This window comes from Roseibium sp. MB-4 (genome assembly GCF_053005265.1).
In genome coordinates this window covers 859216-879153 of sequence record NZ_JBRKQB010000001.1, presented here as the reverse complement: position 1 = coordinate 879153, position 19938 = coordinate 859216, and the positions used below count along the sequence as shown (strand labels likewise).

Sequence of the window (19938 nt, the reverse complement as noted above, 5' to 3'; positions counted from 1 at the left end):
CATTGGCGACTGCAGCATTTCTGATCGAGCTTGGCCGTTACTACCTTTATGCAGGTGGGATTGTTGCGGCTTTGTTCCTGGTGATTGGCATTGACCGGATAGAGCCGTCGGCCAACGGCTCCTATGCCTTTCGTCCGCTGTTGATCCCCGGCATTTGTCTCATCTGGCCGCTGGTGCTCTATCGGTGGGCCGTTCTGGAAAGAACCAAGGGGGACAAACCATGAAACGGGCCCACCGGACCGCGCACGCCCGGATTTGGACGGTGCTTGGGATCGCACTGCCTATGGCTTTCTTCACCATCCTTGCCTTGCGGCAAACCCCGCCCGCGGACCGGCCGGCAATCCTGATTGAAGCGCCTGTAAATGCAGCGGCAACCGGGGAGGGGAACCAATGAGCGTTCAGTACACTCCCGTCCTTTGGAACCGGAACAAGCTGGTTTATGACGGCGTGCTGCTGATCGCGGTCGCGCTCTATCTCTATGTCTTTATCCGCTATGCCCCGGCCTTTGAGGATGTGACCAAACCGATTGACGGGGCAACGTTGCGCATGCGCGCCTTCGGCAGCTGCGCGTTCTTGATGCTCACCGTTATCCTGTGCATCGGACCGCTCGCACGGCTCGACCGACGCTTCCTGCCGCTTTTATACAATCGGCGGCACTTCGGTGTGTTGACGGCCGGGATCGCCGCTGTCCATGCCAATTATGTCCTCGGTTGGTATTTCAATTTCTCGCCGACGGACAAATACGTCGCGTTGCTGTCGTCCAACACCAGTTACGGTCAGATCCTCGGCTTTCCCTTCGAGGCGCTGGGCATTGGCGCGCTGCTGATCTTGTTCGTGCTTGCCGCCACCAGCCATGATTTCTGGCTGAGTTTTCTCGGAGCCCCCCTCTGGAAAGCGCTGCACATGTCAATTTATATCGCGTACGCCTTTGTCGTCCTGCACGTGGCGCTGGGCGCGCTTCAAGGCCCCGGGGATCCGATACTGACAAGTCTGGTCACGGCGAGTGTTGTACTGGTTTGCGGCGTCCACTTTGCGACCGGGCGGATGGAAGCAGCGCGCGAGCGCGGCGAAGCCACGGCAAAGGCTTCGCTTGAGCAGGCGGGCTGGGTCATTGCCGGCGAGGTAAACGAGATCGATGAGGATTGCGCCAAGGTGGTGACGCTGGACGACGACGAGCGTGTCGCGATCTTCAAGTATGACGGCAAACTGTCCGCGATCACAAATGCCTGCGCCCACCAGAACGGGCCACTCGGGGAGGGAAAGGTCCTGTGGGGCTGCATTACCTGTCCCTGGCATGGATATCAGTACAACCTCGCTGACGGTCGGGCTCCGGAACCGTTTACCGAGAAAATATCGACCTACCGGCTAAAATTGATTGGATCGACAGTGCTTCTGGATCCGAACGCCTTGCCGCCCGGAACGCATGTTGAACCGGTCAAACTGGGAGAGGGCGCATGAGCTGGAAACAAACCAAGGAGGCGCCGTTTTTCGTTGGCTATCTCAATGCTGTCCCAAAACCGCTCGCCGTGTTCGCTCTGGTTTTCTCTCTGTGTTTTGCAGGCGGTATGGGGTTGGCCGCTCTTGCGTTGTCCTCAACCCAGAACGATCCGGGCAATGGCGGATTTCAATGGGGGAACCGCTTTGAACAGGCCGGATTGCTGGAAATGAGGCCCTATCCGGTGTTCCGGGTGCCCGGCGACGAGGAGAGCGGGCCGCGGACCTATATGCTGTCCGGTCAAGGAAAACGCGGCGTCTTCGGTCCGGCAGAGGCGAATGCAGGGACGCCGGTCACCTTGCGCGGCGTTCCTGTCAATCGGGGTGATCTCACCATGATCCAGGTTGGTAAGGTGGAGGCAACGGAGGGCGGCGCGGGCAACTTTGCGCCAAGCGACGCTGTGCCGCTTGGGCGCTGGAAACTCGCTGGAGAGATCTGCGATGGCAAATGCTATGCCGGTGCCATGCGGCCGGGACAAGGGCTTGCCCACAAGGCCTGCGCCGATCTCTGCATTACCGGAGGCATCCCGCCGGTCTTTGTCTCCTCCGGTCCCGTCGAGGGGCGCAATTTTTTCCTGATGGCAGACAAGGACGGTACTCTCTTGGGCGATGAGATCCGGGATCTGCTTGCGCTTTACATCGAGGTGGAAGGCGAGGTGGAGCGCCTGGACGATCTTCTGGTCTTCAAGGCGGATCTCTCAACGGCGAGGATCCTGAAATGAGCGGGCAACCCAAGCGTCCTCCTGTGCAAACGATTGCGATTGCTCTGGTTTTGACCGGCGCTGTGACAGCTGCCGCTTATTATGCTTGGATCTACGCCAATATCGGTGCGCGCACCTATGCCAGGGGAACGCTACTCACCGACATGCGATTCTTCGTTGGGCTTCTGGCTGTTTTCGTTGTGCTGACGTTTGCGGATCGGATCATCGGTTTCCTTGCGGCCCGGATTGGGAGGCGAAAGACGTAACTGGAATGATGTTTTTTGCTGTTTAGGATACTGCGTTACATGGAGAGGCGGATGCGGGCAGGGCTAAAAACGTTGGTCTTTGTTCTGGGGTTATCGCACTGGCTTGTGCCGTCATCGCAAGCGCAGGACACATTGACGTTTTCCATGGCCCAGAATGCTGCACCGGTTGCGCTGGCCGTGCGCATCGTTGAAAGCGCGTATGATCAGCTGGGCATTTCAATTACCAAACTGCCCATGGCTCGGTCCCGAAATATTCTTACCGCATCTTCCAAAGAGGTAGACGGCATCATTGCCGGGCCAAAACTGTTTGATCAGGAGTTTCCGTTTCTGACGCGGATCGACGTGCCGATCTTGCAGATCGACATCAGGATATTTTCCTGCAATCCCGACTTGTTAGATGCCAATTCCGTCAAGCAAAAACGTTGGGGCCGGATAAACGGCGCTCGGCTACTATCGAAATACACTGAGGGGTATGACGATGTGTGGTTGGGAGACACCTTTCAAGAGCTTTTCGGCATGCTCAAACTGGATCGATTGGACGCCGTGGTCGGTCCTCAGATAGCCTTGGACATCTATTCCAAACGCGAGGATCGTGGATGCATCGAAGCTGTTGGCGGTTCTTTGGGGCAGGTCGATTTTTTCCATTACCTGCATTCAAAAAACGGCCATTTGGTACCAAACATCACGCGTGTTTTGCGGGACATGCTGGATACCGGGAAAATCAAGGAAATAACAGAGAGCTTTCATGAGGCTGATCCGGGCAGTTAGTTCACTGTCAAACCAAATCTCAAGATGAAGATCGCTGACCTCAGAAAAACGTTTCTACCGTGCAAAAAAAACGAGTGATCAAAGCTGCAGGGAAGAGACGAGTTTGGCCAATCAGGCGTTAGCAAACCGGTCGAAATTTTCAGCGGCGGGGCATTTCCGGGGGTGAGGCATTCCAATGATCGGTCGGATTGGGGCGGCCGAGATAGAACCCTTGTCCGTAATCGGCTGACGTTTCCAAAACCAAGGCAAGTTGTTCTTCTGTTTCAATGCCTTCTACAACCGGTTTTGCCTCGCTGGCGCGGATAAGGTCAATCATCCGAAACAGGATATCTTTGTCTCGCGGTGATTGAATTGCGGATGCCAGAAAGTGCTTGTCTATTTTGACGTAGTCGACCGGTACGGTCTGCAGCCGGCTTAGTGTTGACTGCCCGATGCCAAAGTCATCCAGGGCGACCTTGATACCTTTGTCGCGCAACTGGCTGACAACCCGGCTGACATCGCTGCTGTCCTGTTCGACAACCGTTTCCACAATTTCAAAGACGATACGATCTGTTGGAATGTCGCCAACAATCGTTTGAACCCAATCAAGTTTCTGATCGGCAACTTTCGCGAGGAAGGCGCTCGAGATGTTGAAAGCTATGTTTTTTTGCTGTTTCAACGCCGCCCAGGCAGCAGTCGCGTGGGCCGCCTCCAGCGGCGGTGTGGCTCCATAGTTGTAAGCCTCTGTCATCGTTTCAAGAAACTGTGCCGGGCCAACGATTTCGCCATTCGGCCGCCGCCATCGCAAGAGGGCTTCATAGCCCCACAACTCAGCTTGCCTTATGTCGAAAATCGGCTGAACGAAATAGCCGATTTCGCGCCTGTTTAGCCCAAGATGCACCTCCTCAACGCTTGGTTGACCGGTTGCCAATTGGAGACCGCGCTCTTTGAGCAAAACCGCTTTCTGCTTGCCCGTTCGCTTTGCCTCCATCAGCGCCTTGTCAGCCTCGATCAAGGCATTGCGCGGCTTCATGCCGTGTTTGACTTTCGCAAGACCGATTGATGCATGGCGCGAAACGAGGAGCTCTCCGACGGGGACTTGGCACTTGCTGATCGCGGTCAAGACCTCTGCGCTTATGGCTTCGAGGCCCTGGTCATCTATGCCGTGAAACAAGCCGACAAATTCGTCGCCGGATACCCTTGCGACCTTCCCCTTGTCGCCAACTGCTGTTTGCAATGCGGAGGCAATTTGAACCAAAAGCAGATCGCCTGTGGCGTGCCCATAGTTGTCGTTCACTGACTTAAAGTCGTCCAGATCGATAAACATGAGCGCGTCGGCGTCACGCGCGTTTTCAGCGAAATAGTCGAAGAACCATTGTTTCGTCGCAAGGCCAGTCAGATCGTCTGTGCCCAGCCGATGCTCCAGTGCCGCGATACGTTGTTTCAAGGCGGCAGGCGTGTCACCGTCGTCGGATTGATCTCCCAATTTCTGCCCCGTTTCAAATGACTTGTCTTTGATACAGTCCTCTAAACACTACCATAAAGCGCAATGACGACCTTACAAGACCAGCGTTCAAATTGGCCCTTTTTCGCCGACGAGCCTCTCGCCGATAGTGCCGCGAATTAGCTTAAAGACTGGGCTTTGATATCCAAGTGCCTCGGTGGACGAAAAAGCCCCCGCTCCGGAAACCGAAGCGGGGGCTTGGTCAATTTGAAAGGTGTCCGCCCCCTCCGGTTTTGTGATGGGGCCACGGGAGGAGGCGGACGGGAGTGGATGGTCCTACCAGCCGATCCCCGCATAGCGGGAGCATGCCGGCGGTTCAGCGTGCAGGCGGACCAAATCCACCACTGCCGCGTCTTCCTTTTTGGATCTCATCACACTCCGAATGGCCGGACCGTTTTGCGAAACGATGATTGCATCAGCGTCCGCGATGGCCTCTTCCGGGGTCTGTTTCAGGAAGTCGGGCAAGGCATCGACAACAGCTTTGAGATGCGGCGAAGCGTGCTGCATATATTCAAACTGTTGTGCGATATGCGGACCAGGCACGATGGCCGGGTCGTAAGCGGTGACCTCCACGCCTTCAGCGCGCAGGGCCGCAATCACTTCCAGAACCGGGCTTTCGCGCAAGTCGTCCGTGCCCGGCTTGAACGCGACGCCCAGAATGGCGGCTTTCTTGGCACCGGTCTTACGAACCATCTCGATGGCCTCTTCGACTTGCTGGTCGTTGGTCGGGATCAGCGAGTCGATGAGCGGAACGTTGACGTTCAGCTGTTCTGCAAGATGCGAAACGGCGCGGACTTCCTTCGGCAGGCAAGAGCCGCCAAAGGCAAAGCCAGGCTTCAGGTAGTAAGGCGACAAGTTCAGCTTCGTGTCCTGGACGAAGATGTCCATGACCTTGTGACTGTCGATCCCCATCGGCTTGCAAAGGCGGCCAACTTCGTTGGCAAAGCTTACCTTTGTGGCATGCCAGACATTGTCGACATATTTTACCAGCTCGGCGACATCGACAGAGGTGACAATCGGGTTGTCGTCAACGGGTGCATAGATCTTTTTCAAGATGTTCGCGGTGCGCTCATCCGTAACACCGATGACTGTTTTTGGCGGTGCATGGAAATCGGCAACAGCCGTACCTTCCCGCAAGAACTCCGGATTGAAACATACGCCGAAGTCCTGTCCGGCCCGCTTGCCGGACACTTCCTCGATGATCGGGGTCATGATCTCGAGTGTCGTTCCCGGAGGAACGGAGCAGCGCAGAACGACGACGTGGAATTCGTCCTTGGCCGCGATTGCAGTGCCGATAGACCGGGCAACCGCTTTAATGGCGCGCGTGTCGCAGCCGCCGTCTTCGCTGGTCGGGGTACCAACGGAGACGAACGTTACGTCTGAGTCCATAACCGCCTGCACAACATCGGTGGTCGCGGTCAGCAGCTCGTCATTGACACCCGCGGTCAGCAAGTCGCCGAGTTGGTCTTCAACGATCGGGCTCTGGCCCCAGGAGATGGAATCGACTTTCTTGGCATCAATGTCGGCGCCGATGACCTTGTGGCCGAGCGAGCTCAGGCAGGCGAGGGAGACGGCTCCAACATATCCCAGGCCGATGACACTGATGGTGTCTTTGGTTTCAATGAGGCGCCAGTCAAAAGCGTCGAGAGTTTGAACGGCTTCGAATTTTCCTACATGCATTTTCATTTCACTGCTCCCAGTGTGATGGTCCTGGGACAACAGTTACAAACGCCGTGCCAAATCGAATTGGCATAGAAAAGAGATGGAAAAACAATAATTTACAAAAAATTCACAAAAATTCCGGGTCTGCTGATCTTTCGATTTTGAAAACAAAAGTTCAAATTCGAACAAACAAAATTCGGGTTTTCGGAAATACGCAAGTGTGTGGTCAGTCCCCCGAATTTCTCAAACCAAGAGCCGATGAAACACGGTCTATATAATAAAGCCTGATAGCCGGATTTTTGGATGCACCAAATTTCGTAACAAACAACAGTTCGGATTTCGCGAATTCAAAAAGAACGCTTCCGGAAATCAGAAATGATAAATGGCATATACGTTATCCGGTAGTTTGAAAATTCAGATAGGTGCCTGTATTTATTTAGGAAATTATCGACTCGGACACGACCGTTCCATTTGGCAAGCCTGTTGCAGAGCAGTCTGCAACTTAATTCTCGCAAAGGAGAGGCTGTCATGTTTCCACAAGCGGTATTCGCCCCAGTCGGACAAGTCACGGGCCCCATTGGCTGGACTGACCCGGGTCCGGTAAATGACGTCTATCTGTTCGATCTTGATGCTCTCGTGCCAAGCCCGAAAGGCCAGATGGATCTGGATTTCGCGCGGTACTTGAGCGCATTTGCGCGCAAGCGTGCATGCTACATTCTGTCCAACACCAGTATCACGGACATGATGACCCGTGTTCCGGCATCGGTCCGCTCGGCATGTGCCGGTCTGTTCGCGGCCGGAGGCACGGAACTCTGGGTCGGAGATGATCTCGTTGTGCAGCATGAGCATGAGTTCTCCGATGATCTCTATGAGTTCATGGTCAAGGTCGTTCAGAAAAGCGCGTACCCGGAAAAACAAGCGCCGATGCTGGAAAGTGGCTCTGCATCTTTGCGTCTCTGCATCGCGGGTTATCAATCAACGCTTCGCCAGATGAAAGACTATGCCGCATGGGAGGATGAGCATTCTGAGCTCGCGACCATTACCCATGAATTCAAAGCCCGGTTTCCGGATCACGATGTATACCGCGACACTGATACAAGCCTGTTGATCGTCCCTCGGACGTTTTCTTCCGCTCTCGTGGTTAGCCATCTGCTCAAGCGGCACAAGAATGCACGCCTGATCGGCTATGTGACACCGCAAGCCGCCGGATCCTACGCCAGTCCGCTCAGCGACGCTTTTGGCACTGCAGACGTTCTCTCGATAATCAAAGGGCCGGGCGATGTCAGTCAGCTGCTGAGCTATGAGTTCCGCCGTCTCACGCAACAAGAAGCCGCCGTGAATGAGCGGGCCGGCGAACTGGTCGAGGCGTGAGATGGGATTGCCAATCGCCCCCCTGGACCAAACGACCTGGACTCTTTTGGGAAGTGAAAAGGTGTTTGAAGCCGGAGATCGGCTGAAAGTCCTTCGCCAGACCGTTGAATTGCCGGACCATACCCGTGTTGAGGACTATTATCAGATAGACCTGCCGACCTATGCGACAGTCTATGCTGTAACGGAGAAAGACGAAGTTCTGCTTCTGGAACAATACAAGCATGGTGTCGGACATGTGTGTCTGACACTCCCAGGCGGGCAAATTGACCCTGGTGAGAACCCTGAGTTTGCTGCCCGCCGGGAGCTCCTGGAAGAAACAGGCTATGGCGGTGGCCGCTGGACCGCAGGACCGGCCCTTGTGCTTCACGGAAACCAACGGGTCGCGCTCGGACATATCTTTGTCGCCCGCCATGTCATCCAGCTCAGTGATCCATGTCCTGGCGATCTGGAGGAAATGCAACTCAGGCTGCGGTCCCGAAAACGGGTTCAACAAGACCTTTTGAACGGCGCTCTGCCAATTACATCCCACGCAGCCGCGGTTGGGATTGCCGAGACCATGATCAGGGCGAGTGGTGCCTAACAGAAATAGAAAGTGGGCTGTCTGCAAAGGCTGTCAGGAATTGACAGCCATATCGTCCTCGTCCGGTTCGGAGCCGGCAACGCTGGTGTCGTCCCCGTCTTGGGCCGCCCAGATTTCCTTCTTGCGGTAAAGGGTTGAGGGGCTGACTTGGAGAATACGTGCGGTTTTCGGCAGGCTTCCTCCGCAAGCGTCAATCGTCGCTTCGATGATGCTGCGTTCAAGCGTTTCGAAGGGTTGACCGAGAGACAATGTAATCTGCGGCCAAACATCGCCCGTGTCGCTGACGACCGTTGCAGCCGGGCTTGCCGCCTGAGGTACACTGAGGGGAACGGCTTGTGCGGGTTTGGGCGCTGAGGGTTGACGTCCCTGAAGCGTTGCCAGCATGTCCACCTCGACAATCGGGCCTTCATTCAAAACAACAAGATTGCGGATCGTGTTTTGCATTTCCCTGACGTTGCCGGGCCAGGGATGGCGCATCAAAAGCTCTTCGGCTTCCACTGAAAAGCCTTCAAACGTCTTGCCTTCTTCGTTGCCGAACTTGGTCAGAAAATGCCGGGCAAGTTCCAAAATGTCGGCACCGCGAGCGCGTAAGGGTGGCAGTCCGATAGGCAGGACATGAAGACGGTAATAGAGGTCTTCGCGGAAGCGGCCAGCTTCGACTTCTTCCTGCGGATCCCGGTTCGTCGCGCAGACGATGCGCACATCGACTTTGGTCAGCTTGTCGCTGCCGACTTTCTGGACTGTGCCGCTTTGCAAAAAGCGCAGCAATTTGGCCTGTAGGCTCAGTTCCAATTCACAAATTTCATCGAGGAAAAGGGTGCCGCCGTCCGCGCGGGCAGCCGCTCCATCCCGATCCCCCGTCGCTCCGGTAAAAGCGCCTTTCACGTGGCCGAAAATCTCAGACTCGATCAGATCTTTCGGAATGGCCGCGCAATTGAGCGGCACAAAAGGCTTTTTTACGCGGGGGCTGGATTTGTGGATGGCTTCTGCGCAGACCTCCTTGCCGGTGCCGCTTTCTCCTGTGATGAAGACAGACGCATTGGACCGGGCGACGCTTTCGATCATTTTGTAGACAGCGGTCATGGGCAAGGACGAGCCGACAAAGCCGTGATTGGCCTTCCCGCCGGACGGTTTTCTGACCTCTGCAACGACTTCCGTGAGGGTTTCACGCTCCAGCGCGTTACGGGTCGTTGTGATCAGGCGCTCTTCGGCAACTGGTTTGACAATGAAGTCGTAGGCGCCGGCCTGCATGGCGTCGACCGCCGTCTTGATGGATCCGGAGCTGGTTACAACCACGACCGTCACTGGCAACTGTTCCTCCCGAACGGTCGCCAGGACTTCAAGGCCGTTCATGTCGGGCAGTTGCAGATCGAGAAGTACGACGCTGATGCCGCCCTTGCGGATCTTGGAAAGGGCCGCTTGACCGGTTTCCACATGGGTCGTCTCTATCCCGGCACGGGACAGATGGTGCTCATAAACGGTGGCAAGAGACAGCGTGTCTTCGACAATCAGAACTTTCAAATCAATTCCCTCAAAGTCTTGCGGAGCTATCATGGATCAGAGGTCAGGTTGATCCCCATCTCGCCCGCCAAAGCTTTCACATCTGCTAACGTATCGTCACTTATTGATCGGAGTTCGTCCACCCGTGTAAGGGCCGCGGCTGTTTTTTCTTCGCGGACCAGAGTGTTGATTTCCGCCGCAATCGTGGTCAATCGCGTTGCTCCAAAGGTGCCCGCAACACTTTTCAGGGCGCGTGTGGCGCGTTCCAACTGGGTAAAATCATGCGTTTGAGCCGCAAGACGTGCCGCTTCGCTTTTCTCACGAGTGTCGGCTTTGAATTGATTCAGGAGCTTTTCCTGTAACTCTGGTGGCATATCCGCGAGGAGGGTACGGGCTTCGCCGAGTTCCAGAGACGCATCCTGCGGCGGGGCATGGTCCAGCTTGGGAGCATGATGTCGGACATTGCGGGCAATGCACGCCAAAAGATCCTGCTTCTCTACAGGCTTTGACAGGAAATCGGACATGCCGGCTGCAAGGAACCGTTCTCTATCGCCGCGCAAGGCATAAGCGGTGAGGGCAATGATGGGGGTTTTTGCATTTCGCTGCCCGTTTTGAATGTGTTGAGCAGCTTCGAGGCCATCCATTTCAGGCATCGAGATATCCATCAAGATGCAGTCATAATCGCGGTTCTGGGCCGCGATGACCGCTTCCTTGCCGTTGTTGGCAATATCAATGTCACAGCCGGCACGTTCCAGCGCGTGCGAGACCACGATCTGATTGGTCGCGTTGTCTTCGGCAACCAAAACAGTCAAGCCGTCTGGAATATGTTCCTCCAGCATGGCGACTTCAGGCTCGGGCAACTCGATAGCATCGTCGGCGCGCTCAAGAGGAACGCAGAAATGGAAGGTGCTGCCTGCGCCGGGCAGGCTCTCCACGTGGATCTCTCCGCCCATCAAATCGGAGAGCCGTTTGCTGATGGCCAGCCCAAGTCCGGTGCCCCCCTGTTTTTTGGTATAGCTCGTATCGATGGTGACGAAATCTCCGAACAGTGTCTGGTGCTTGTCCTTTGCGATGCCAATGCCGGTATCCTTGACGGTGAAGCGGAACACAGGCTGAACCGGATCGTCCTTGTCGAGGGAAACGCTGATATCGATTGACCCGATTTCGGTAAACTTGACCGCATTAGACACCAGGTTCAGCAACACTTGCCGCAACCGGCCTGAATCACCGCTTACCACCTGTGGAACGTTGGCAGGATAGTTCAGGTCAATTGTCAGCCCCTTTTCCTGGGCAATCGGCATGAACAAGTCGGCAATGCTCTTGACGACGGTCTTGAGCCGGAAGGGCGCTTTTTCGAGCTCGGTTCGTCCTGCTTCAAGTTTGGAGAAGTCCAAAATATCGTTGATGAGTTCCAACAAGGAGCGGCCGGATTCACGGGCCGTTTTCACGTATGCTTTTTGGCCGGGGTCAAGATCGGTATCCCGGAGCAAGCTCAAGATACCCAACACCCCGTTCATTGGGGTGCGGATTTCGTGGCTCATCATGGCAAGGAATTGTGCCTTGGCCTCGTTCGCTGCTTCCGCCTTTTCCTTGGCAATCCGAAGGGCCTCTTCAGCGGCTTTGCGTTCCGTGATGTCTCGGACATAGCCGAGGAACAGTGGTCCCTTCTCACCGCGCGTGTGGCGGATTGCGAGTTCCACGATGATCTCATGTCCTTCCTTGTGAAGGCCCTCGATCTCGATCCGCTTACCGAGAACCGGTCCTTCTCCGGTTTTCAGGAATTTCTCCAGACCGGCATCGTGCATGGCGCGGTATTTGTCGGGAATGATGTAGTCGGACATTTTTTGCCCAACGAGTTCAGTGGCGGTCCAGCCAAACACCTCTTCGGCGGCTGGACTGAAGTCGAGAACGGTTCCGCTGCCATCCATGACGATGATGCCGTCGAAGGAGGCGGAGACCACATTGCGTAACAGTCCTTGGCTGCTGACCAGTTCCTGCTCGCGCTTTTTAAGTTCTGTGATGTCGACACGGAAACCGACCATGCCGCCTTCGCTTGTCCGGGATTCAATAACGCGCAACCACCGACCGTCGTCCAGATGCTGTTCCATCGGAGCGCCCGGATTCCGGTGGTTCTGCATCCGCAATTCAATCCAGTCCTCTAGGACTTGTCCTGAGACTTGATATTGGCCGCGTTGCGCGCCTTCACGGATGATTTCTTCGAACGTTCGGCCAGGCCGGATCAGATCGGCGCTGCTGCTGTAGAACTCCTTGTACTTGCTATTGCACAGAACCAGCCGGTCTTCGGCGTCATAGAGAACAAAGCCGTCGGGTAGGGACTCAATGGCATCCACGAGGCGGGTTTCTGCTTGTTGTAGTTTCGCGGCCGCGGCTTTTTGCTCGGTGAGGTCGCGCAAGATTGCGGTGTAGGTGTCTTGACCCTCGACGATAGTTTTGGAAAGAGACAGTTCGACAGGATAGAGGCTTCCATCAAAGCGCCGGCCTGTGACTTCAAAGCGGTTCTTGTCTGTTGCAAGAGGCGCAGACTTGCCCGAGCAACACGTAAACGGCAGGACATGTGCATCTTCTTCTGGAAAAATATCGCAGATCCGTTTGCCGGACAGATCTTCAAAAGAATCAACACCGAACATTTGCAGCGCTGCCGGATTGGCACTCAAGAGATCGCCGGATGGAGATAGCGTCACAACACCATCCAGCATCGTTTCCAAGACGGCATTGACTTGCGCTTCGCCGGTTTCAGCGCGGATGATGGCCGCTTCAAGGGCGGCGTTCTTTTCGCGCTCCGCATCGGCAAGATCATGCACACGTGTCAGAGCTTTCTGGCGCTGGGACGAAAGCACAAAAGTTAGGGCAGCTGCCGCCAGAAAGGCGATGCCCAGCATCACGATCAGGCTGTTGATCGATGTTAGGCTGCCGCCGTAAAGCGCGCTCGCCGGGAGCACGACTTCCTGAATGCCACGAATGTCACCAACTTCCCAATCGGTCTTGGGTGAGTCTGGATGTGTGTTGTGGCAAGCGACACAGCTTCCCTCCATACGAACGGCGGTGGCGCTGCGGAAAACGTTACCATCTTCGCGTTGTTCAAGCCGTTGAAACGGCTGTTCCGGGTTCGCCACCAGGGCTGCCAGAGCTTCACGCTCGAAGTCATCGATTTCCCGGTCATGGCGCCATGGCCAGGGATGATTGGATAACATCCGGATCCGGCTCTTCGCACCAAGAAGCGCCAGTTCATTTTCCAGCGCCAACGTCATGGAGACGGGAGCTGGAATTGTTAGCTCGTTCCCATGATAATCATGACTGACCGTTACATCTTGGGAAGAGTAAAGTTTGTCGACCACTTCGCGCGAATAAAATGAACGGGTCGCGGTCAGCAGTTCATTCTGCGCTTGGGCGGCTGCGGAAAGATCGGCGGTACGCGCCTTTTGGCCAAAGTCGACCGCGATGACGTATGCCGAAATTGCAGATGCACATATGAACACAAGGACCAGCCAGAAAGTGGCGTCCTGCGCGACATCAGATATCCACTTACGCATGGATTTGTCCCTGGCTGGTGCGTTTTGCGAATTCAAAACACTTCGGCTGTTTCCTGATGTTAGTTTGGCCATAGGATGTAAAATTTCACTTTATGGAAAAAACGGAGGATTCAGGTCCTGGTTGCAGCCGGGCTTTAACCCGGCTGCAATTTGAAGAACGGATTATCCGCCATGAAGGCCTGCCAGCTTTCATAAGTGTAAGTGCGGTACGGCTCGCAGCTGTCTGTGCAACTGTGAACTTTGAGCGTGAGCTGGAAGTCTGCGTCAGGATTAAAGAGGTTTGCATAGGCAAAGACCGTATCGGCCGACTGAACGCCGGGGACTGGCCCTGCAAATCGTTTCTTCAACGCTTCGGACGGTACAAATGACCAGCCGCCTGCCGGGAACCAGCGGGGCCCGATCGGTCCGGCGCCATCCAGATCACGCGGGGTTTCAGAACCGAATGTGAGCAGGAAGTCTTCCCGGCTTTTGAGCGCGGCCACATGGTCGGCAGTCATGAGATCAGGGAATTCGGCTGCACTCAGCAGCGATATCCCGGCATGACCTGTATCTTCGTAACGCTCGCCGGCACGTTTTGACGGTGAACCGTCACGGTCTTCAAAAGCCGCCTTTGGCCAATAGCGGAAAAGGGCGCCATTTTCGTCCGCACTCCATTCGTCATAAAAACCTTCCATAATGGATGTGCTTCGGGCGTTGAGGGCAGGATCTGGACGGTCCTTCAGCAAACTGGCCATTGTCACCTGCCAATTCCAGGGAGCGATGCTGCCCTTGAACCTGAAGTCGATATCTCCGTTGATCCGGTAGAGTCCGGCTACCGCGTCGAAATCCGGTTCGTAGGTATTGGCAAGACAAGCCTGTGTTTCGGTAATTCTGTCCGCCAGGATTTCCGTGCACCCGTCACCAAGGATTTTGCAGGCTTTTGCAAGACTATTGGCAATCATCGCCTGATTGATCATCAGGGTCATCCGATCGTCGGTGTTCGTCGCGTAGATGGTTGAACTCCAGCCGCAGGAAGGGTTTTGATTTGTCGTGCGCCCGTTGACGCCGTCCTGAGCTGCAAGGGTGAGGCGGATCGATTTGCGGGCAAGCGCCGCAAAGACAGGATCTCTGGTTTTTTTGTAAAGGGCGGCGAGGGCCCGAAGCCGGTAACTCTGGTTCCAGCTTTGCAATCCTTCCGCATCCGACGAGCAGGCCCGCACCTCACCAGTCTGAGCGGCAAGCAGGCCGGTGGCTGCGTAGTAGAAGTTCATACCGGCAGGCGAACCAGAGACCGTTAGAACGGCTTCCCCGTCAGGACGGTCTTTGCGTGGAAGCGTCATGAAATCCGCGGTCTCGCTTGTCATGACGGGCGCTTCAATGGACCCTGTCGCAAGGTCTATCCTGTAGATCCCGGCGGTATCCGTGTTTTCACAGTCCATGCGGGCCCAGAGCACATCACCTCGAACCACGACGCGTTCGGGCGCGCAGCCAGCGAAATCCAGGAGAACCTCCGGCTCCGCTGATATGCGGCCATCGGTGTCACGTTTGTGACGGATGAGCTGCGCCGGTTCGCCTTGCCGGGTGACCAGCAAAAGCGCCTGGTCCTCGGTAAAGCGCAACAGTTTCGCGAGTGTGCCGCGCTTGAATGTGAGCCTAACCACGCCGTCCTGAAGCAGTTCGGTCTGCTTGTCGCCGGTTTTCCAGGTTCGCATGTGGACCAATGATCCATCGCGGGCGAGGCGAATGGTGCCAAGGCGCGCGCCATCCTGATCAGGGCCACCGAGCTCCCGGATCATGCCATCCACCGAGACGGTCGGTTTGTCATCGCCAGGGGTCTTCGCGACCACCAGAAGGTTGGACCCGGCCTTCGATACGGTTTCAAGGCACTGGCCGGTCACGCCCTTGCGGGTCACATCTCCGCTTTTCAGATCCACTTCGAGGCCTTGAGCGGGGAGAACAAGAAGGGAGTTTTGAGCCGCACCCTCCGGTGCGGCCCAAGTTGTTGATGTTCCGGCACAAAGGGCCGTTGAGAAGGCGAGTGTCAGAAAAAGCGAGCGCATCAGCTGTCTCCGCTTAGAAGTTGAAGTAGATGAACTCGGTCATTTCTGCGAGCCGGTAGGTCTGGATCAGCGCCAGTCCGAACAGCACCGAGACACCAAGGGCCCAGCCTGTGGTTGGCTGCCAGCGCACCGGCAGGAAACCTTCAGAACGGCGCTGTGCCACCAGCTTCTTCAAGCCAAGCACCGGGTTGTACTTCTCGGTGAACTCGATGGCGTTCGGCAGAAGGAAGACGATAGCGGCAAGAGCAACCATCATGGCCCAGACCTGCATGGTGCCGCTCAAGGCGCCTTCCCAAAGCTTCGGCTCATAGACGGTGGAGAAGCCGGTCATGCCGTGGATGATGTTGCTTGCGCCTGTAAAGCTTTCTGCGCGGAAGAACACCCAGGCAACTACAACGGCAAGGAGTGTGATGCCGCGGCTCAGAAGATTGCCGACCGGACGGGGCAAGATGTTCGGCACATAGCCTTTCTTGGACAGGGCATCCCAGCCGTGGTTGATTGCAAGATACGCACCGTGCAGACCGCCCCAGAAGACGAAGGTCCAGCTTGCTCCGTGCCACAGACCGCCAAGAAGCATGGTGATCATGAGGTTGGCATAGCGGCGGATCGGGCCACTGCGGTTACCGCCCAGCGGGATGTAGAGGTAATCCCGCAGGAAGTGCGACAGCGTGATGTGCCAGCGGCGCCAGAAGTCGGAGATGCTGGTTGCCTTGTAAGGCGAGTTGAAGTTGACGGGCAGGCGGATGCCGAACAGGCGGGCGAGCCCAAGCGCCATGTCGCAGTAGCCGGAGAAATCGAAGTAGAGCTGGAAGGTGTAGGCAAGCGCCCCGATCCAGGCAGCTTCAAGCGGAACGCCGTTAGTGGTCTCGGCAAGGGAGAAGACCTGGTTGGCATAGGGTGCGATGCCGTCCGCCAGTACGATCTTTTTGAAGAGACCGATCGCAAACAGAGTGCCGCCAATTGCCAGGTTGAGTGCCAGTTTGTTTCGGAACACCGGCAGCTTGAACTGCGGAATGGTTTCCTTCTGCATGACGATCGGACCAGCGATCAACTGCGGGAAGAACACCACGAACAGCATGTAGCGGCCGAAGTCACACTTGATGATGTCGCCCTTGTAGGTATCGATCAGGAACGAGATCTGCTGGAACGTGAAGAACGAGATCGCCAGAGGCAGGACCAGGTTCAGCATCGGGATGTCCGTACCGGCGACCAGGTTCGCATTGCCGATGAAGAAGTCGGCATACTTGAACACGGCAATCAGCGCGAGATTGAAGACGATACCCGTGATCAGGATGAACTTGTCGCGGACCTGCCGGAGCACCCGGTGAAAGCCGTAGTTGATCACGACGGAGCCCAAGAGAAGGGGCAGATAAACCGGGGTCCACCAGGCGTAGAACACCAGGGACGCGATGGTCAGCCACCAGATGATGCCGTTTTCCCAGCCCCAATGACGGAGCACGAGGTAACCGATGAGGACCGGCGGCAGAAACAGGTAGATGAATTCCAGGGAACTGAAAACCATGACTCAGCCCTCCTTGTTGCTGGTGTCTTGCGGAGTGGTCCGCAGAAGAATGGTGAGATTTGCTTCGTCTGTTTTCTGAAGCTCTTGGAGCAAAGTGGCGCTGCCCTGGTGGCCACGGTCGGCGCCTTTCCGGGCCAGTTCGAACGCCTTGGTCCGGTCCTGCTCCACGAGCTTGCCTTTCGCATAAAGACGGCCAAGCTCTTCCATGGCACCCGGGTGGCCGGCAGCGACTCCGCGCTCCAGGAGCTCGACAGCTGCATTGGCATCGAGGCCGTGTTTTTCCTTCAAATGCAGGCGGGCAAGGCCGGTGAGAGCACCGCCGTGTTCCGCTTTTGCAGCAAGGCGAAGCCATTTCAGAGCTTCCTGAACGGTGTCCTTGTCGTCAGCGGTTGCCAGCATCATCAGCGCCAGATCATGCATGGCGCCAGCATCGCCGAGATCGGCAGAGCGCAGGAACCAGTCACGGGCAAGGGCCCGGTCGGCTGTCATGAATTCTCCGTCCCGGTAGAGCCTGCCCAGCGTCTTGGCAGAGCTTGCGGATCCGTCGCGGGCCTTCTTTTCCAAGCCGGCAATGGCGCGCTCGGCCCAGAACAGAGCCTGTTCCGGGTTGGGGGTGGACCCGTAACGGCCGTTCAAAAGGATCCGGGCGTAGTTGATGGTTGAAGACGGATATCCGGCAATCGCTGCTTTCTCGTAATGATGAAAGGCGAGGGTCAAATCCCGCTCTGTGCCGATGCCGCGCTCATAGTGCTTTGCAAGTTGAACGTGCGCTTTCGGGTAATCCCAGCCAAGGGCTTTTTGGAACCACTGCAAGGCGATTTCCGCACACCGTTCGCCGGATGAGCGCTGGAACAGGCGGCCGAGCTCATAAGCTGTTTCGCCGCGATAGGCGAAGGAGTAGCGCACGGCTTCCATGAAGATCAGGCGTGCCTGGTCGAGGTCTGCGTCAACGCCCCAGCCGTTCTTGTAGGCCCGGCCGAGGTGATAAAGGGCAACCGGATGACCATCGCTGGCAAGCTGGGTCAGGAGATCGGCGGCAGCTTCCCAGCGGCCGACTTTCTGAAGACCGCGGGCCTGTTTGATCATCTCCTCGATCGTAGGATCGATCCGCTCGGCCTTTGCTGCCGGGCGAACTGCATCACCGGAGAGCGCGACAGCACCGGCTCCACCGATAATCGCGGCAACAAAGGCTGCTTTTAGAATGTTTCGGTTCAATGGCTTGCGGGTCATTTCAGCAACTCCATTTCAAAGACCGGCTGTTCTCCTTCGGTCGACGTTTGCCGGTACATGGGCTCAGCATGATCAAACAGCCAATCAATGCGGTTCGGTTCCACTGCAGCGGTTTCAGGCATCGGGGTGAAGCTAGAGGCGGCGATGGCGCCAATCACGAAACCGGTTACGCAAATCAGGGCTTCTTCCAGGGTCTTGTTCGACTTAGCCATTGATTTGCCTCCAGATTCTGCAGGATGTGCCTTCGATCAGTTGAAGTGTGCCTTCGTTGTGGGTTTGGGTGATGTCGTCCGCACGCACCGGGCAGGCGAGATCGGCCCGGCGGTCCATCGCCGTCTTGACCCGTGCCTTATCGCCATCGATGACTTGCAGGAGTTCGCCGACAATATTGCGGGCCGGGTTGGACCCGAAGTGATAGGCGTCGGTGAAATTCTTCAGATCCCGGGTGAACCCCGTGTCGAAATCCATGTCCACGATGGGCGCAAGTTTTGAGAGCCGGTCACGGAACTTGTGGTTTGCCGCAGCAAGTCCGAAATCATTGATGCGCTGCTGCATCTCGGAGATCGTCGGCGGAATGAAGAAGATGAGTTCGACATCGTTCTCGTCACACCAGGCCGCGATTTCTTCGACCATCGCCCACAGATCTTCTGATTGCTTGAACCGCCGCCAGTCGGCCGCACCATTGGTGCCAACCTGCTTGGCGAACAGGGACGGAAGATCCCGGTCAATTGCAATGTCCGGCCAGTAGCGCGCCCAGTGTCCCAGACCGAGCCCCCGGCCGTGATAAACTGCCGGCAGGATCAATGTGCCGTTCGGTGTCTGCAAGATGCACTCGTCGCATAAGGCAGGGTCTAACAGCGCGTCGACGGAGAGCGTTTCAAGACCGCTGAGTTCAGCAGCTTTTGCTTCCGAAATGGGGGACAGCGCCAGATTCTCGACCGCTTCGAAGACCTGCGGGTAGCGGTCCTGCAAAAGAGCCCAACCGATCTTGGCAACAAACCAGTTCGTGTAATAGCCGAACGGATCATTTGCGAGCGAGATCGCTTCTGGTACGCGGTTCATGCCGCCCTTGAACCGGGCATCCATGGACCGAAGCGGAAGGCTGACGATCAACGTTTCCAGTTCCGCGTTGTCCTTCAGATACTGGAACGTGTCGTAGATCTCGAAAACGGTCGCGCCGCCATAGGCGAAATTGTAGACATCGTCGCGTCCGAGCTCCTGCCAGTACTTGTCCTGGAGCGCGCGCGCGCGGCTGTCTCCCAGGACAACCGTCGGTGCCTTGATGCGCGGATACTCGATCATCTTGTAGAGCGGATAATGCGCCTTGACGCTGATTTCCGTTTTGTCGAGACCGAGATCGACGATCTGGTTGTGGTTGTAAGCGTCAACCACACCGTTGAACGCAACCGGAGCCAGAGCGAGGCACGCGGTCAGGGTCAATGCAGCAGTGTAGAGTTTCGGTTTCAGCTTCATAGCTGTGGCCCTCGTTTGATCCATTTGGCTGGATCCTTTCAAGAGCTGGGCCAATTCAGTTATTGAGTTAGAATTACAACAAAAACAGATATTTATGAGGATTTTGCATTTTTGGAAACAGGTAGGGCTTAGCAATTGTGCAAGAGCGGTTTTGCAAATTGAAAAGGTCTCTGAGTGCGTTGGAGTCCTGGGTGTCGAATACCCTGTAAGTGTCACCCCGGACGGAGCGGAGCGAAGTTTCGGGGTCCGCTCGCAATGCTGCATGCCAAAGCCGAAGTTCCCTATCAGTCGATCGGCA

At 56.3% G+C, this 19938-nt stretch carries 17 protein-coding genes; 8 read left to right on the top strand and 9 right to left on the bottom strand.

Going from position 1 to position 19938, the window contains the following annotated elements; genetic code table 11:
• Positions 1-2 precede the first annotated feature (2 nt).
• From ACVDG4_RS04230 to ACVDG4_RS04205, 6 genes are read left to right on the top strand one after another with little or no spacing between them, the layout of a single operon-like run.
• Positions 3-224, top strand: a complete 222-nt coding sequence (locus ACVDG4_RS04230; protein WP_447234129.1) for a hypothetical protein — start codon at positions 3-5, stop codon at positions 222-224.
• Complete coding sequence (locus tag ACVDG4_RS04225; protein ID WP_447234128.1) at positions 221-394, top strand: hypothetical protein; 174 nt, start codon at positions 221-223, stop codon at positions 392-394. The genes ACVDG4_RS04230 and ACVDG4_RS04225 overlap by 4 nt, the downstream gene beginning before the upstream one ends.
• Positions 391-1458: a Rieske 2Fe-2S domain-containing protein gene (locus ACVDG4_RS04220; RefSeq protein ID WP_447234127.1), complete on the top strand. Its 1068-nt coding sequence runs from the start codon at positions 391-393 to the stop codon at positions 1456-1458. Before ACVDG4_RS04225 ends, ACVDG4_RS04220 begins: the two co-directional genes overlap by 4 nt.
• A complete protein-coding gene (locus tag ACVDG4_RS04215; protein WP_447234126.1) occupies positions 1455-2216 on the top strand; it encodes a hypothetical protein in 762 nt (253 codons plus the stop codon). The genes ACVDG4_RS04220 and ACVDG4_RS04215 overlap by 4 nt, the downstream gene beginning before the upstream one ends.
• Entirely contained in the window at positions 2213-2461 is a 249-nt protein-coding gene (locus ACVDG4_RS04210) for a hypothetical protein (protein ID WP_447234125.1), read from the top strand. Before ACVDG4_RS04215 ends, ACVDG4_RS04210 begins: the two co-directional genes overlap by 4 nt.
• Before the next feature lie 51 nt (positions 2462-2512).
• Positions 2513-3229 carry a transporter substrate-binding domain-containing protein gene (locus ACVDG4_RS04205; protein WP_447234124.1) on the top strand — a complete coding sequence of 239 codons (717 nt, stop codon included), beginning with the start codon at positions 2513-2515 and terminating at the stop codon, positions 3227-3229.
• 139 nt (positions 3230-3368) lie between these two features.
• Here ACVDG4_RS04205 and ACVDG4_RS04200 read toward each other — a convergent pair whose 3' ends face one another.
• A complete protein-coding gene (locus ACVDG4_RS04200) occupies positions 3369-4694 on the bottom strand; it encodes an EAL domain-containing protein (protein ID WP_447234123.1) in 1326 nt (441 codons plus the stop codon).
• A 294-nt stretch (positions 4695-4988) separates the two neighbouring features.
• A complete protein-coding gene (locus ACVDG4_RS04195; RefSeq protein ID WP_447234122.1) occupies positions 4989-6398 on the bottom strand; it encodes a nucleotide sugar dehydrogenase in 1410 nt (469 codons plus the stop codon).
• Between the two features lie 504 nt (positions 6399-6902).
• On the opposite strand from ACVDG4_RS04195, the gene ACVDG4_RS04190 reads away from it, so the two are divergent.
• Complete coding sequence (locus ACVDG4_RS04190) at positions 6903-7745, top strand: hypothetical protein (protein WP_447234121.1); 843 nt, start codon at positions 6903-6905, stop codon at positions 7743-7745.
• 1 nt (position 7746) lies between these two features.
• Positions 7747-8325 carry an NUDIX hydrolase gene (locus tag ACVDG4_RS04185; RefSeq protein ID WP_008194638.1) on the top strand — a complete coding sequence of 193 codons (579 nt, stop codon included), beginning with the start codon at positions 7747-7749 and terminating at the stop codon, positions 8323-8325.
• Positions 8326-8358: 33 nt separating this feature from the next.
• On the opposite strand, the gene ACVDG4_RS04180 is transcribed toward ACVDG4_RS04185, so the two are convergent.
• The 7 genes from ACVDG4_RS04180 to ACVDG4_RS04150 form a co-directional block, all read right to left on the bottom strand.
• A complete protein-coding gene (locus tag ACVDG4_RS04180; protein WP_447234120.1) occupies positions 8359-9879 on the bottom strand; it encodes a sigma-54-dependent transcriptional regulator in 1521 nt (506 codons plus the stop codon).
• Entirely contained in the window at positions 9876-13376 is a 3501-nt protein-coding gene (locus ACVDG4_RS04175) for a PAS domain S-box protein (RefSeq protein WP_447234119.1), read from the bottom strand. The genes ACVDG4_RS04180 and ACVDG4_RS04175 overlap by 4 nt, the downstream gene beginning before the upstream one ends.
• 134 nt (positions 13377-13510) lie before the next feature.
• A complete protein-coding gene (locus ACVDG4_RS04170) occupies positions 13511-15415 on the bottom strand; it encodes a hypothetical protein (RefSeq protein ID WP_447234118.1) in 1905 nt (634 codons plus the stop codon).
• A gap of 13 nt (positions 15416-15428) precedes the next feature.
• Entirely contained in the window at positions 15429-16937 is a 1509-nt protein-coding gene (locus ACVDG4_RS04165; RefSeq protein WP_447234117.1) for an MBOAT family O-acyltransferase, read from the bottom strand.
• 3 nt (positions 16938-16940) lie between these two features.
• Positions 16941-18167 (bottom strand): SEL1-like repeat protein, encoded by a 1227-nt coding sequence (locus tag ACVDG4_RS04160; RefSeq protein ID WP_447234116.1) that lies wholly within the window; start codon positions 18165-18167, stop codon positions 16941-16943.
• Positions 18164-18379, bottom strand: a complete 216-nt coding sequence (locus ACVDG4_RS04155; RefSeq protein WP_447234115.1) for a hypothetical protein — start codon at positions 18377-18379, stop codon at positions 18164-18166. The genes ACVDG4_RS04160 and ACVDG4_RS04155 overlap by 4 nt, the downstream gene beginning before the upstream one ends.
• Positions 18372-19664: a hypothetical protein gene (locus ACVDG4_RS04150; protein ID WP_447234114.1), complete on the bottom strand. Its 1293-nt coding sequence runs from the start codon at positions 19662-19664 to the stop codon at positions 18372-18374. The genes ACVDG4_RS04155 and ACVDG4_RS04150 overlap by 8 nt, the downstream gene beginning before the upstream one ends.
• Between the last annotated feature and the right edge of the window lie 274 nt (positions 19665-19938).